This is a genomic window from Bradyrhizobium sp. RDI18, assembly GCF_043203335.1.
GTDB lineage: Bacteria > Pseudomonadota > Alphaproteobacteria > Rhizobiales > Xanthobacteraceae > Bradyrhizobium > Bradyrhizobium retamae.
In genome coordinates this window covers 2838745-2852620 of sequence record NZ_JBICRN010000008.1, presented here as the reverse complement: position 1 = coordinate 2852620, position 13876 = coordinate 2838745, and the positions used below count along the sequence as shown (strand labels likewise).

General features: G+C 58.8%; 14 protein-coding genes and 5 pseudogenes. 9 read left to right on the top strand and 10 right to left on the bottom strand.

All coding sequences use genetic code 11. The features are described from left to right. Positions 1–482: 482 nt before the first annotated feature. Both ACFXS9_RS22915 and ACFXS9_RS22910 read right to left on the bottom strand, forming a co-directional pair. The gene (locus ACFXS9_RS22915; protein ID WP_392692236.1) at positions 483–2195 is read right to left on the bottom strand and encodes an ATP-dependent Clp protease adaptor ClpS; all 1713 of its coding nucleotides are present in this window, start codon (positions 2193–2195) and stop codon (positions 483–485) included. Positions 2196–2242: 47 nt separating this feature from the next. Beyond that, entirely contained in the window at positions 2243–2440 is a 198-nt protein-coding gene (locus ACFXS9_RS22910) for a hypothetical protein (RefSeq protein WP_392692234.1), read from the bottom strand. On the opposite strand from ACFXS9_RS22910, the gene ACFXS9_RS22905 reads away from it, so the two are divergent. Then, on the top strand, positions 2439–2759 hold the full coding sequence (locus ACFXS9_RS22905; RefSeq protein ID WP_057852082.1) for an iron-sulfur cluster assembly accessory protein: 321 nt from the start codon (positions 2439–2441) through the stop codon (positions 2757–2759). The two genes, ACFXS9_RS22910 and ACFXS9_RS22905, sit on opposite strands and share 2 nt — an antisense overlap. 955 nt (positions 2760–3714) lie before the next feature. Here ACFXS9_RS22905 and ACFXS9_RS22900 read toward each other — a convergent pair. Then, on the bottom strand, positions 3715–3996 hold the full coding sequence (locus ACFXS9_RS22900) for a LexA family protein (RefSeq protein ID WP_392699964.1): 282 nt from the start codon (positions 3994–3996) through the stop codon (positions 3715–3717). Positions 3997–4034: 38 nt separating this feature from the next. Here ACFXS9_RS22900 and ACFXS9_RS22895 point away from each other — a divergent pair, with 38 nt between their 5' ends. Together ACFXS9_RS22895 and ACFXS9_RS22890 are read left to right on the top strand one after the other, a co-directional pair. Further along, complete coding sequence (locus ACFXS9_RS22895) at positions 4035–4466, top strand: helix-turn-helix domain-containing protein (RefSeq protein ID WP_392692231.1); 432 nt, start codon at positions 4035–4037, stop codon at positions 4464–4466. Positions 4467–4481: 15 nt separating this feature from the next. Continuing rightward, entirely contained in the window at positions 4482–5171 is a 690-nt protein-coding gene (locus ACFXS9_RS22890; protein ID WP_392692228.1) for an IS630 family transposase, read from the top strand. Between the two features lie 4 nt (positions 5172–5175). Here the strand turns inward: ACFXS9_RS22890 and ACFXS9_RS22885 are convergent. Next, a pseudogene (locus ACFXS9_RS22885) lies at positions 5176–6129 on the bottom strand (IS630 family transposase); the annotation flags it as partial. Positions 6130–6612: 483 nt separating this feature from the next. Between ACFXS9_RS22885 and nolL the strand changes: the two are divergent. Next, complete coding sequence (gene nolL / locus ACFXS9_RS22880; RefSeq protein ID WP_197427509.1) at positions 6613–7725, top strand: nodulation factor fucose acetyltransferase NolL; 1113 nt, start codon at positions 6613–6615, stop codon at positions 7723–7725. A gap of 104 nt (positions 7726–7829) precedes the next feature. Here the strand turns inward: nolL and ACFXS9_RS22875 are convergent. The 4 genes and pseudogenes from ACFXS9_RS22875 to ACFXS9_RS22860 all read right to left on the bottom strand — a co-directional run. Beyond that, a pseudogene (locus ACFXS9_RS22875) lies at positions 7830–7974 on the bottom strand (transposase domain-containing protein); the annotation flags it as partial. Between the two features lie 113 nt (positions 7975–8087). Further along, positions 8088–8318 (bottom strand): annotated as a pseudogene (locus ACFXS9_RS22870) (tyrosine-type recombinase/integrase); the annotation flags it as partial. A gap of 94 nt (positions 8319–8412) precedes the next feature. Next, positions 8413–8646, bottom strand: coding sequence for a hypothetical protein (locus ACFXS9_RS22865; RefSeq protein WP_057846765.1), 234 nt, complete (start codon positions 8644–8646; stop codon positions 8413–8415). A 7-nt stretch (positions 8647–8653) separates the two neighbouring features. Further along, entirely contained in the window at positions 8654–8986 is a 333-nt protein-coding gene (locus ACFXS9_RS22860) for a hypothetical protein (RefSeq protein ID WP_057846766.1), read from the bottom strand. 325 nt (positions 8987–9311) lie between these two features. Between ACFXS9_RS22860 and ACFXS9_RS22855 the strand changes: the two are divergent. Further along, a pseudogene (locus ACFXS9_RS22855) lies at positions 9312–9590 on the top strand (site-specific integrase); the annotation flags it as partial. A gap of 139 nt (positions 9591–9729) precedes the next feature. On the opposite strand, the gene ACFXS9_RS22850 reads toward ACFXS9_RS22855, so the two are convergent. After that, positions 9730–9930, bottom strand: a complete 201-nt coding sequence (locus tag ACFXS9_RS22850; RefSeq protein ID WP_057846767.1) for a hypothetical protein — start codon at positions 9928–9930, stop codon at positions 9730–9732. A gap of 546 nt (positions 9931–10476) precedes the next feature. Here ACFXS9_RS22850 and ACFXS9_RS22845 point away from each other — a divergent pair. The 4 genes from ACFXS9_RS22845 (at position 10477) to ACFXS9_RS22830 (ending at position 13395) form a co-directional block, all read left to right on the top strand. Continuing rightward, on the top strand, positions 10477–10767 hold the full coding sequence (locus ACFXS9_RS22845) for a hypothetical protein (RefSeq protein ID WP_057846768.1): 291 nt from the start codon (positions 10477–10479) through the stop codon (positions 10765–10767). 386 nt (positions 10768–11153) lie between these two features. Further along, positions 11154–11651, top strand: coding sequence for an MFS transporter (locus tag ACFXS9_RS22840; protein ID WP_057846769.1), 498 nt, complete (start codon positions 11154–11156; stop codon positions 11649–11651). Between the two features lie 863 nt (positions 11652–12514). Then, positions 12515–12943 carry an Mpo1-like protein gene (locus tag ACFXS9_RS22835; RefSeq protein WP_392692222.1) on the top strand — a complete coding sequence of 143 codons (429 nt, stop codon included), beginning with the start codon at positions 12515–12517 and terminating at the stop codon, positions 12941–12943. 95 nt (positions 12944–13038) lie between these two features. Next, entirely contained in the window at positions 13039–13395 is a 357-nt protein-coding gene (locus ACFXS9_RS22830) for a hypothetical protein (protein ID WP_057846770.1), read from the top strand. 13 nt (positions 13396–13408) lie between these two features. Here the strand turns inward: ACFXS9_RS22830 and ACFXS9_RS22825 are convergent. Continuing rightward, positions 13409–13611, bottom strand: a pseudogene (locus ACFXS9_RS22825) (IS5/IS1182 family transposase); the annotation flags it as partial. Between the last annotated feature and the right edge of the window lie 265 nt (positions 13612–13876).

Genomic DNA, 13876 nt, shown 5'->3' with positions numbered 1-13876 from the left:
GATCTAAGCTCATCACCGGACACCTCGGCCGGCGCAACACGTGCAATGCAAATTGTTTGCCGCCGCGACTGGAATGGTTCATCCGCGTAACACTTAAAGAAAACACGCAAGCGCGCCGCGATCCCTCGAAGAGCCTCGTCAGGAACCCGACACGGGTCGCAAAGCCACTCTGCGCGATTCGAAAAAGACGGGAACTATCAAGCGCGCGCTGGCATGCAGCTTGCGAATTCGCAAGCAATCGACTGATGCAAAGGAAGGGTGAGCCACAAGCAACCTGACGGATAGCGTAATGGATGCAGTCAAGACCGCGATCTCAACGTCGGCGCAGCCGGCGAGCGGGCAGTCATTGTTGCTTCGGCCTCGTCGCGGCGGTTCGCGTTCACGGACCGCCTCGCTGCTCATCAATCATAGACGCGTCGTCGACACCCGGCGCATGCGGGAGTTGGCGCAGCCCTTGGCGGGTGATCTTCCTCCCTTCGCCTTCATTCAGACCCCGCAGCCATCGCTCCGGCCCCACCCAAGAGCTTCACGTTGAGGCGGCCGCCGGTGAACAGCATGTCGTCGAGCGCTTCCTCGATGTCAGCTGTGGTCACTGAGTTTCCGCCGTCACGAGCGATGCATGATTGCGCAATGCGCCGCATCAGCTCCTTAATGAAAGCGGCGCTGACGCCCTCAGTGCGGCGCACCGTCTCGGCTACGATCTTCGCCTCAAGCGGCAGGCCCATGCCGTAAAGCCGGATCAGCTTGTCGCGGCCGGTCGTATCAGGCAGCGGCATCTCGATCGCCTGGTCGATGCGGCCGGGGCGACCGGCCAGGGCGCCCTCGAGTTGCTCGGGGCGGTTGGTGGTGAGCACGAAGAGGATGTCAGCGTCTTCCTTCAAGCCGTCCATTTCATTTAGGAGCTTGTTCAGCGCGGCCTCCTCACATGATGTCAAGTCGTCGCGCTTGCTGGCGATCAGATCGACATCCTCGATCACCACCATGGTAGGCTGCAGCAGGCGCGCGAGCGCCATATAGGCGCTCAGCTCACCGACCTCTTCGGCGGTGATGATTAGCGTGGTGTGTCCCGGTAGGTTGGTGGCGAGATAGCGGATGGTGTGGGTCTTACCGGTGCCGGGCGGGCCATAGAGCAGGATGCCCTTGCGGGTCGACTGGCCGAATCGGCGGAGTGCGCCGCGCGTGGCGACAAAACTCAACACGTTGCGATCGAGCAATTTGATAGCCTGTTCCCGCAGGATCACGTCCTCGCGCCTCACTGGTGCCAATCGATGCACCATGATGCCTCTTGAGCGGCCGCTGTAATCCGCACCTTTCTCGAATGAGAGGATCTTGCCGCGATAAGAACGTGCCGCGTGCACCGCCCGTTCCAGTTCGTCAAAGCTGCGCTGAACAAAGGCTTCGCCGCCAGACCCCGCAGGGGCAGCGATTTCAATCCGGATCCTCGACTCTTGCTTGAACTCGAACTCAGTAGAGAGCACGACGGCATAGAAAAATTCGCTCGCCCGGCAAAGCCACAGTCCATTGTACAGGCATTTGACCGGCGCCGTCTCGCCAGTATCAACCTGGTGATATTGCGGCGGCACCAGCGAAACCGCATGCTTTCCACGCTGTTTCATCCGAGCGAATGAAAGCGTCTCGTACCTATGTTCTTCATAGGCGCCGAAGAAGCGGACCGGATCGGCGAATAGCTTATCGATCGCGACCTGAACATCGGCCTGCATGTGGCCCGGGAATTGCCGCACAGTAGTGACGAGTTCGCTCGGCGGTATATTGGTGAAGTGCCACTCAAGCGCTTCGAAGGCATATTCGAATTGCACGTCGGACAGGTCGGGGCCGTCCGCTTCGCCCGCGGCTTCGCCCGTGATCAGCAGGTGACATCCTTCAGCTCGGATACGCTCTTGCGCCGCCTCGAGGAGCGCCTTTGCGACTGAGGGAGGATAGCGTCCGCAGACGGCCTTGCCATGCTGCAAGACGAGTTTGGCGAGCCTAATGGCATCCCGCTCCTGTTTGTCGAATACCTCGCGCAGCAGGCGTACCACGAAACCGAGAGTCGTCTTGTCGTCATTGTGCAAAACAAGCTGAATGGGCGGACCGCCTGCGCAGATCTTGTCCACAAAGACCCCCGGTGCGTGTTCTAGTTGTTCCGCAGTGTTCGTCATGAAAGTGGTCTCCGATCTAAGCTCATCACCGGACACTTCGGCCGGCTTAGACACGCAATGCAAATTGCTTGCCGCCGCGTTCCTTACGCTTCATCGGCGGAATCCATAAAGAAAGACACGCAAAGCCGCCGCAATCCCTCAAAGACCTTTGTCAGCAACCCTACACGCGTCGCAAAGCCAACAGGCGCGATTTCGAAAAGGTGAGCAATGTCAAGCTCGGGCGCGCTGGCATGCGACTTGCCAATTCCCATGCAAACGACCCAGGCAAAAAGGATAGCCATGATCAATCTGACGGATAGCGCAGTGAATGCGGTCAAGAGCACGATTTCAGCATCGGCGCAGCCGGCGAGCGGCCTGCGCATCATGGTCGAGGCCAGTGGCTGCGCCGGGTTCAAATACCGGTTGAGCCTGGCCGACGAGGCTAAGCCTGACGACACCGTGATCGAGCGCGACGGCGTCAAGGTGTTCGTAGACAACAAGAGCCATGACCACCTCGCCGGCACGACCATCGATTTCGTGGTGGCGCTGGAGGGCTCGGGCTTCACCTTCGACAACCCGAACGCCAAATCGAGCTGCTCTTGCGGCAAATCCTTCAGCTGATGACAAGAGAAATCGAAGCATGCCGGTCGAACCGGAACAATTGAAGCAACCGCCGAGCATTGAGACCGGTCGGGAGCAACTCATTCGCGCCGTGATCGAGGAGATCCGGCCCAATCCGCAACGCTGCCTGGGTCCTTGCTGTCGGCGGCAGAAACCTGCCTGGATCGCTCCCGCCGGATGATCTTCGAAGTGAGTTGGGCGAGGAGTTCGGTCGTGCTTTCCGTGCTGCTGACGGGCACCAATTCCAGTGTCCCAGACGAGTGGCGTGTCCATGAGCACTGGAACGAATCCTTACGGGATCCAAAAGGTCCATGCCCAAAACATAATCCCCAGCACAAGGCACAGGAGGCGCTCGCAGAGCATGCCAACTCAGGCGACCCTGGCGTCCAAGTCGTTGATCGCGGTCTGTATCCTTCCGCATCAACGCGAATCCTGAGTCTCGCATACCCGCGCTAAATGCTCGGATTGATGGGCAAGCAAAAAGGACGCTTAACTGACAAGCGGCCCAAGTCTAGGGAGGAAACGTCCAAGGAGGACAGCGACAGCCCGAGACGCCGCCGTGGTTGACTCGATACGTTTTGTGTTCGATGCCATTGGCGGAAAGCAAGGCGAGAGAACTATATTGCTAGGGATCACCTCGATGCTATGGACATCTTCATTCGTGACGCCAGTCAATTTTCTCTTCCCGACTTTCTGAGCATCTTGATATCCCCGGCACACCATCTGAGGATGTCTGCGTCAATGCCTTCCGGTGGGTGCCCTCACACGAGAGTGAAACGGCGTACGCGCCACAGGCGTCTGGTATCAGGAAGATTGTCGGCTCCGAACCAAATGTCGACAATGCGACGCATGCAGATACTGCGTGCAGACTCAATCTTCTTTGTTGCGGCACGGCGCTTGCTTCTTTAGCCTTGGCATCTCCGATGAGGCATGGACGGTGATGTCTAGTGGTTCATCATAGTGATTTTGACGTTTTGATACCGAGCCATTCGAGGATGGGCAAGTTTTCCGGTGGCAAGAGAATCTCGATGCTTCTGGGGACGCCGGGTTGACGTCGGATGAAGCCGTTCCGTTCGAGGGTGACGATCATCTGGTGGACAGTCGGCGGGCTGACGCGGAAATGGCGCTGGATGTCGGCTTCGGCGGGCGGCTGCCCGAACATGTACAAATAGGTATGGATAAAAGCGAGGTAGTGCCCCTGCTTCTCGGTGAAACGCGCGCCTGATTTTTGCCTCATCGTTGGATTCGTCCCGGCCTCCGACAAGGAGGCAAAGCATGAATGTACGTTATCGGGTCGAATTGAGCCAAGCCGAGCGCGGTGAACTGACGGCGATGCTCGGCGGCGGCAAACACGCCGCCCGCAAGCTCAAGCGGGCGCAGATTTTGCTGGCGGCCGATCGGGGCCGCCGCGACGAGGAGATTGCCCGGACCGTGAGTGTCAGCCTCTCCACCGTCGGCCGGACCAAGCGCCGCTTCGTGGAAGGCAATCTGGAGCGGGCCTTGAGCGAGGAGCCGCGTCCGGGCGCGGAACGCAAGCTGACGGGCAAGAAAGAGGCCCTGCTGGTCGCGACCGCATGCGCCAAGCCGCCCGCCGGCCGCAAACGCTGGACGCTGACGCTGCTGGCCGACACGATGGTCAAGCTCACCGATCACGACAGCCTGTCGGGCGAGACCGTGCGTCGCCGGCTGGCCGAGAACGACCTCTAGCCATGACGCAGGGACATGTGGTGCATTCCCCATGTCGACGGCGAATACGTCGCCCGCATGGAGGACGTGCTCGATCTCTATTCCGAGGCGCCGGATCCCGAGCGGCCGCTGGTCTGCTTCGACGAGACCCCGTCCAGCTCATCGGCGAGGTGCGTCAGCCGATCCCGGCCAGGACAGCGCGAGCGCTACGATTATGAGTACCGCCGCAACGGCACCGTCAATCTCTTCGTCACCTTCGATCCGCATCGCGGCTGGCGCAACGTCAAGATAACAGACCGCCGCGCCGCCGTGGACTACGCCCACTGCATGCGTGAACTCGTCGACGTCCATTATCCCGATGCCGCCTGTATCCGTGTCGTGCAGGACAATCTGTCGATCCACACCGCCGGCGCGCTGTATCAAGCATTTGCGCCCGCCGAGGCCCGTCGCATCCTGCGTCGCCTCGAATTCCACTACACCCCGAAACACGCCAGTTGGCTCAACATGGTCGAGTGCGAGATCAGCGTGCTGCAGCGCCAGTGTCTCGGCCGCCGCATCGACGACCCCAAACGGCTCCGAAAAAGAGATCGCAGCATGGCAACGGCAGTGAAACAAAGCACGAGACCGCATCAAATGGATGTTCACAACCGACAAAGCCCGCGCCAAACTCGGCCGCGCATATCCAACCTCCGCCAAAGAGTCAAAATCACTGTGATGAACCACTAGCACTATGCTCCTGGAGTTGCTTAAGGCTGGTGAAGGAAGCGCCGCTGCGCGACTGCCCCTGCAGGATCGAAAACCAAACCTCGACCTGATTGAGCCAGGATGCGCTTGTCGGCGTGAAATGAAATTTCACATTGGGGTGTGCCTTTAGCCAGTGCTCGTTCTTCTTGTGGATCTTGAGGTCGTCGAGGATGACGTGAAGCTGGCGGTCCGGAAAAGCTGAGGTGACGCTGTCCATGAAGTCGAGGAACTCGACACGGCGCCGCCGTTTTGAATGCGTCACGATGATCTTTCCGGTCGCAACCTCGAGCGCCGCAAACAGCGTTGTCGTGCCATGCCGCTTGTACTCGTGGCTCTGACCGGTCAAGGCGCGACCATTGGGCAACTTCAGATAACCTTGCGCTCGCTCCAAAGCCTGGATTGAAGGCTTTTCGTCCACGCATAGCACGATAGCCTTCTCGGGCGGGGCGACGTAGAGGCCGACAACATCGGCGGCTTTGGCCGTGAAGTTCGGGTCGTTGCTCTCGCACCAGGACTTGCGAGCCACGAGGTCGATCTTGTGGTTGCGCAGAACCGCCAGACATATTGGACGTTAACATCGCCCAGCGCCTCGGCCAGCAGGGGCCCGGTCCAGCGCGCAAACCCTTTCGGTGGCTGCTTGTCCAACAGCCGCAGAATCCGCTTGTCGGTGGCCTTCGTATAGATCGGCTGCTTGCCAGGCCGCCGCCTCTCCTGCAGCCCTGCAAGGCCAAGGTCGGCATAGCGATGCCGCCACAGGTTGACAATCCGAGGCTGGACCCCGACTTCCTTGGCTATCGACCGCGTGCTGCGCCCGGCCGCCGCCAACAAAACTATCCGCGCCCGCTTCAAATCGCGCTGCAATGTCGCCGGCGAACGACAACGCGCCTCCAGGACCTTGCGATCCTTTCGAAAGGTGAACTTCTCTTGCCTCGGGTATCATCCCGATCTTGAATCACGACTCACCCTCTAAGGAGGGTGGGTACTAGCTGCTCGTGATGGCAACGCCGAATGCACCCAGTGGGAGGAGCTGCTGCGCAAGCTGCGCTGCATATGTTCAGGCTCTCATGCTCGAGTTGGTACGCCGCTATGGCGACTCCTGGCAGTGCGTTGCAAACACCTCTTCCGGTTGCACACGCTGCAACGCGCCCGCTCGATCAGGCAAGCCGATCGAATTGGGGTAGAGCTTCCATCGGTAAACCTTCGTATAGCAGGTCCCCTCTTTTCTATACCGATCGCCCACCTCCGTACAATTGAACATGTCATCGACCTCCGTCAGCTTTCGGGAGCCGTAGAATGTTGATGGAAAATGCCTCCGCTATCGCCGAATGGATTGATTGCGCGATGCAAAGCTGGAGCAGCGAAGTGCCTTTCATAATAGGTGACCGGCAGCTTATACCTATGTTCGGCAGCTCGGTTTGATACATTGCCAAAAATAACTGGATCGACTGTGCCCGGGGCGCGCACGCCGGAGGCAAACGATCGAGATCTAGGTTTAGATTTCGCGAAAGGAGTGCTCATCACTTTGGTGATCGTCGGTCACCTGATCCAATATGTCGTCTACCGAGATGAAGGCTTCTGGGAGTCGCCATGTTTCAAATGGATCTACATGTTCCACATGCCACTCTTTATGGCGATAAGCGGATATCTTTCTTGGCGAGCGCTCTTGCGAAAGTCATTCACTCAAGCCATCGGTGATCGTGCGATGCAGCTCTTGTTGCCCATGCTGTTTTGGTACGCTCTCCTAGAGACAGCCAAGTTGGCCGCATTTAGCTCGTCTGCAAGCGAACCAGGCAGCGTTTTGCAGTGTCTAAACGATTCCGCGGGCACATATTGGTTCATCTGGGCTGCTTTTGTTTCTTTCCTTCTAGTCAAAATTCTTTCGATTTTCAATCGTCGGTCGCCCTGGATCCTATTCGTATCAGTCATACTAGTCGCACTTGCACCTGTGACATTTTCCATATCACCTCTCATAAGGTATACTTTCCCGTTTTTCTGCCTAGGAGTCTCTTTTGCTCAGTCGAGAGAATGGTGGACGAGCATAACGCGATCTCACAAGCCGCTCTTAATCACGTTTCTCTCCATAGCGGCTTTGGTGTGCTTTCTAGCCTGGCGCAAAGACACTTACATCTACAACAATCTCGCCCTAGTGCACGATATGCAGTCGGCAAAAAACGTACTTCTGATGCTTCTTGGCTCCGCAGCGGCCTCAGCGATCGTGATCGTGCTCGTCCTCCAATGCTGGAAAGTTGGCCGCTCAAATCGAGTCACCCGCTTTATCACCGTGGAACTGGGACAGAGCACGCTGCTGCTATACTTGATACAAAGTACGGTCTTTCGTCTCATGGATTCGATACAATACGGGGAACTTTGGGATCTCACGACCAGGTTGGCCGTCGCGGGAATTCTTGGGGGAGCGATTGTTGCCGTCGCGCTAATGGTGCGCTGGATCGTGCGCGACATTCCCTATCTATCTCAGCTCGTTCTTGGAGCGCCACCACGCTCGGCTTGTCTAAAGTATCAGCCCGCAGATAATTAGCTGCAGCCGAGATCTGAATCCTGGAGAGCCCGGCTCCTGGTTGGTCTCCTCGCAGCTTCTGCCATTGGTTGGGGTGACGTGATGGACCTTGTTGACGTGCGTCGTCATGCCGCTGGAGCGGAGATCGCTGATGCTGGCGTCCAATTCCAGGGCAGGAGCTCGTCCAGCCGATGAGCCGGATGGGCGGCGATGCGGGCAAAGGACATCGGCCAGCCAGGCTTGCGAATCAACGCCGTTAATTCTTGCCGTTTATGCCGCCCGCCGAACTATGCCGAACGGGTATGGTATGGCACGCCGTTGTCACGCTGGCACCGTCGATCGCGTGCACGGCAGCCCCATTCCATTCGGCATAGTCTGGTCGTTCAGAGCGCTTCCAGAAAGGCGAGCAGGCGGTCGTTCGGCTGGAAGCGGGTTCGCTTGCCGCGCTCGTACGGCTTGAGCTTCGCCAGGGCAGCTTCCTTGAGGGCGAGGTGGGCGTGCAGGTACGTCTGCGTCGTCTCGACCGATTCATGACCGAGCCACGGCGCGATCACGGAACAGTCGACGCCAGCTTGCAGCGGTTCCATCGCAGCGCTGTGCCTCCTATGTCTTGGTCGATATAGCAGGCACTGGACTAAACCGCTCCGCGGTAGGCAGCGATGGCGGCGGCCTGAAGAAGGAAGCGGCACAGAGTGCGCGGCAGCGGCATTAACGATCCTTCGCTGTGCGTCGCGCCGTCCGACCCGTGGCCTCGCTGAACAGGTGGCGGGGGATGTTGATTATCGCAAAACGTCGCCGTTCTTCCGGGTGGGTTTCAAAATCTGCCTCCACAAAAATCTCGACGGTCTCCTCACTGGCATGAACTTCGACGCGTAGCGGCGCGTCTTCAAACTCCACTTCATATCGACGACCATTCTTTCCTCGGATAATCGCGTGCGCCATTTCTATGCTACCTCCGGCCCTGCTTCTTGAGCTTCTTCACTCGGTGCTTCTGATAATCCAGAACGGCCGCTGCAAGTGGCATCGAGCGCGGCACGCGCACATGTGTGAGGGAGACGACAAGCGCTCTGCCTGTTTCTTCCGAGCGAGACAAATGGCAGATGATACCGCCCTCGTCACCGGCGTATGACAAATCCCAGACGACGTGGTGCATCCGATCAGCATCGGCAACATTCTCGGCTTGCAGATATTCGATCAACGATGGTGCCAGTTCAACGTCAAATGGCGCAGCTACCTTGAGTGCGGCGAGCAGCCGGGTGGTCTTCTCCGGATTGTCGAGCATAGGTCGTCCATCTTTTACGGGCGAATCAGAGAGCCGACGATCAGGGATGATAGCGAATATGGCTCAACAGAGCCATATTCGCTATCCGTCGCACAACTCGCCTTCCTCCCATTGCTGGTTGACCCGATCCAATAGCGACGACCTCACGGGCATTACCCCGCTTCCTCGCTAATACAACGCAGTCCGCCCCTCTCCGGCGCATCACCGCCTCGCGGTAGGCGACTCGTGGCAAGCTTCGGTACCACCATCTGATCTTCCTGCATTCCCGACGAAGTTCGATTGCGAGATGCTGGAGGCGCTGCTTGCATCGCTTAAGGAGCTTCCCATGACGGTTCTTCGACAACGGATGACTGAGGACATGCAGGTGCGGAATCTGTCGCCGCATACACAGGCATCGTATCTCCAACAGGTATCGCTGTTTGCACGTTACTTCCGCTGACCCCCGAGCACATCCGGGAATTATCAAATCTACCTCACGAACGAGAAGAAATTGGCCCCCAATTCAATCCATACGGCTGTCGCGGCGCTTCGGTTCCTTTACAGGATTACGCTCAAGAAGGACTGGACCTTTGGAGAAGACATCCCGCTTCCAAAAAAGCCGCAGAGCCGCGCGGGTCGGTACCGCTCTCCCGCACGATGCAGAAGCCCCGGGCATACACCCCCGCAACGAAAGGACCGAAGTACGCGACAGCTCAAGTACGCGGGTGATGCCGCCCGCCGCTCCGCGGAAAGCGCCAAATGAGCTACAAGGCCGGCTTTGCCAACGGCGGCCGCGTGAAGGCATACCCGAAGATGTAGTATGGCGCCGGCAGCGGCGAGGGCCTTCTCGAGAAGACAAAGTACGGCGACAAGGCCAACCCGCGGAAATGATCCTGGTGCGGCATCTGGTGGCCGGTGCCGGCGGCGAGCGGCGATTTTGGCGTTGCCCTTGCCGATCTCGACATAAACCTTCGTATCGTTCCGTCGCACCTTTGGATGCTCGACGATTACCTGCGTTCAATTGAGCTGCTGATGGCTTTCATCCTAGGCTGCATCCTGCCCTCCTTGGGCGTTTCCTCCCTAGACTTCGGCCGCTTGTGGCAACGCAGGCGGCCTTTTCCTTGTCAGATGCCCGCTGACTCGCATGGCGCTTCCACAACTGGCTCGGAAACAAGTGGCCGGGCTGTAAATGAGCGTCACCATCGCCATCAAGCTGGCCGAACGTCTTCAGGCCAAGCTTGATGAGCTGGATAGGTGATCGATGCCATCACGTCGGATAATCTCAAAGATTGGGGCCGGTATCAGCGCAAGGTGGTGCCGCAAGGCGCCCGCCGACGCGCGCACGGTGCTCGCTGAGACGATGGAAGACATCCTGAAAGAGTAGGAGGAGAGGGAAGGGATGGTATGCGTTTCGACACGGGAAATGCGCTCGGAGTCGGAGGACCAGAAGACCGAGCTTATGAAGCTCATTGGCGATCTGTGCAGCATCGAGCTGCTGAACAACAAAGGTCTTGGTCGGCATCTACATCGAGCCGGAGAAGACCAAGGGCGGGCTCATCCTGTCGACCGGCGCGATCAAGGAATCAGTCTGGCAGGGCACCGTCGGCCTGGTGCTCAAGAAGCGCAAGACCGCCTTCAACGATGAGCCGGAGACCGGCACCTATTTTCACGGCTATGACGTCAACGTCGGCAATTGGGTTGTATTCCGGTCCGGCGATGCTCGCGCGTCCGGATCAATGGCGTGGATTGCCGCATGGTCGAGGACACGCTGCTCGACATGGTGGTCGACAACCGTGACGTGATCACACACCGACGATAGTGATACGGTTTGGCAGAGCCTTCGGGCGCACTGAACGAAAGCGCCCGTTCTTCAGCTTTGAGACCAATGTCCGCGACTTGACGCAACACACACCCAGTACGAAGCGACTGTAGAACCTCCAACTTTCAAAATCGGCACGCCGCTTGCTTCGTTCGGGGCACCATCACCGGTCGGAGGCGGGGCGGTGCTGTAAGGGCGGACTCGGCACTTCCTCCGTGGCGTCCCGGCCGCCCCGCCAATTTGCTGTGAGGCGACATGAAACAGCATGTTCGGGCGGCTGCAACTGCGGTCGCAGCCGCTCACGCTCCGCCGTGATGTCCTTAGCGTGTCCGAACACGAAGCCACCAACTTTTCCTCCGGGGTTCACCGATGATGTCCGTCGATCGCCTGGCCACCCGGCTCGCGACGCGCCTTGCATTTTTTGTCGCCGGCTTCGGCATTGCGGCCTGGGTGCCGCTGGTGCCGTTCGCGAAGGAGCGGCTGGCGGTCGATGATGGAGTTCTCGGTTTTCTGCTGCTCTGCCTGGGCGTCGGCTTGGTCGTCTCGATGATGTTGAGCGATTTGTTGTGCGCGCGCTACGGCAGCAAACCGATCATCCTGATCGGCGGCTTCGGAATTGCGCTCATCCTGCCGTGGCTCGCGGTTGCCAGTACGCCTCTGGAGCTCGGGGCCGCGCTGGTTGCCTTCGGCGCCTCGCTCGGCTCGCTCGATGTCGCTGCGAATGTCAATGCGGTCGAACTGGAACGTGCAGCGAAGCGTCCGCTGATGTCCGGCTTTCACGCGCAATTCAGCATCGGCGATTTTGCGGGCTTCGACGCAATGACCGCATTGGCTGGCTGCACGTTGGAGCTTTTTCATCAACCCTAATGTGCTCGGCCATCGTGGCGATCGCGACGGCGCTGACCTGGCCGCGACTGCCGCCAAGCGCGCAGCAGGGATCGCTGTTCGTCATGCCGCATCGGCCCATTCCCGCAGGTAGGCGATAACGGAAGCCTGGTCACGACACTGCGGTCGTCGCTGACCCCAGTTCTGGGCGCCCGCATATCGAGCTTTCATCTGGCTCGCGCTCCTGGTTTGAGACGGCGCCAGCTGAATCGCTTCGCGGCGCGCATAGCCGGATTCCGAGTTTGGCTCTAATCCGCCATAGAAGAGCGTGTCACAAATTCTGGGGTTCTCTCGCTAACGACCGAGTAACTTTGGAGTCACGTACACGGCGCGCAGGTGCGAGTGCTTGCGAAGCGTCTCCATGGAATAATGACCGTCGGTTGATGCATGTCAATGCGACCGACCGCAGCGCACGAGTAGAAGCAAGAATCGCCGAACGATCAAGGATAGATTTGATGATCGATTTCGCTGTCCGTCGCGATTTTCCAACTGCGGCGCTGCTCGCGTGTGGCCGCGGACCACAATGCAAAACGCGGAGATTTCAATGACCGGCGGGATCAACTGCGGTCTCAACGATGAGGCTGAATGGTAACACCTGCGAGAAAAATGCGGTGCATCGCGCGGTCATTTCGGATACCTGTTTCATGATGCAGCCTTGTAGTCTGTTAGTCGCTGAATTAGGCGCAACGACTTCGATGCTGGCGGCGGCGTCGCGCGCTCGACGGGCAGCGAACATTCACGTGGCCGCGCTTTGAATGAGACCGTGACGTTTCCGACGGAGACTAGCAGATGCGCTTGATGAGCTTTGCCACGCCTGCCGATACAACAGGCGAACCGAGCGCCAAATGAGTTCATTTTTTCGGCGGCAGCTTGCCGACTATGTTGAGTATCATCGCGCCCCTTGGAATTGCGCCATGCATGTCTTCGGCATCGTGTTCCTGTTCCTGGCTGCCGTTCTTCCGCTCAGCCAATGGTCCATCGCCGCGTTCGGGATCCAAACCAGTGTGGCGGCCATCGCTACCATACCGGTGCTCATCTATTGGTTCCTGCTTGACTTCGCGCTTGGAGCCGCGATCCTTGGGGCTGCGATCGTATTGCTTTCAGCCGCCGCCATTTTCGTGGGTCAGGCAAATACTTTCGGAATGTGGTCGCTTACCGCTATCCTGGTTGTGATTGGCAGTGCATCGCAGGTTATTGGGCACCAGGTGTTCGAACGTCGCCGACCGGCACTGGTCGACAATCGATCCATCTGTTGCTCGGACCGATGTTTGTAATAGCGAAATTGTTTATCGTGCTCGGATTTCGGCGCGATCTGGCCGTCATCATCGACGAGCGTCCGTAAGGCCCTTTGAGTTCGTCGTGAACCGATATGCGCGACGTTGCCGAAGGTCTCATCGTTGCCGTGGGGCGCGGACGGGCTGGACATCGCTTCATGCTCGGTGGCGAAGCGATCCCGCTGAAACAGATTCTCGAACTCATGGCGGCGATCAGAGGCCGCCGCGCTCGGCGGTTTGAGGTGGCCGGCCGAGTTGCCGAGATTGGTGCTGCAGTGCTGGAATTTATCGCCGATCACGTGACGCGCCGATCGCATTCCGATAAGGCCGAAGGCGTTCGTATCACATTGCGTGCGGAGGCTATCGAGCAGAAAGGCGCAGGCCGATGCGCGCATTTCTCCACCGCAGAGTGCTGTGCTGTGCTAGTTGGGACACCTCGCAGAGGGGAATAGGACACCTATCAGACGCCTGCAACAGCATCGCCCGCAGCAGCTTCTCCGGCGGGATCAACGACCGCCCAATCGGCGAATAGAGCGACGCAAGCTCGCGCTATAGCGCCGACAGCGCCTCCCTCCCGATGGATGATCGCAGCGCGTGATCACGCCGCACCCGCGCCTCCAGGTCAACGTAGCTGAACAGCTCGCCAGTTGATTGTCGCCGCCGCGCACGCACGATCTCGGTATCTCATCGGAGGCCATGAATCCCGCTCGCCGGTAGGCGGCGAGCGCCTTTTTCAAAGCCTGCTAGACTGGTACCTCAACACAGAAGTCTTGACTGGTCGGTTTGGCATTTCCAAGAGGGATAGCTGCTCAGGAGCGACCAGCATTTCGTTGCTGCGCGGTGAGCCGGGCTGCCGCGTTATGAGACCCGCTCGTTCCAGGGGCAAGACCATCTGGTGGACCGAAAGTGGGACGCTGAAGTGCCGTTGAATAT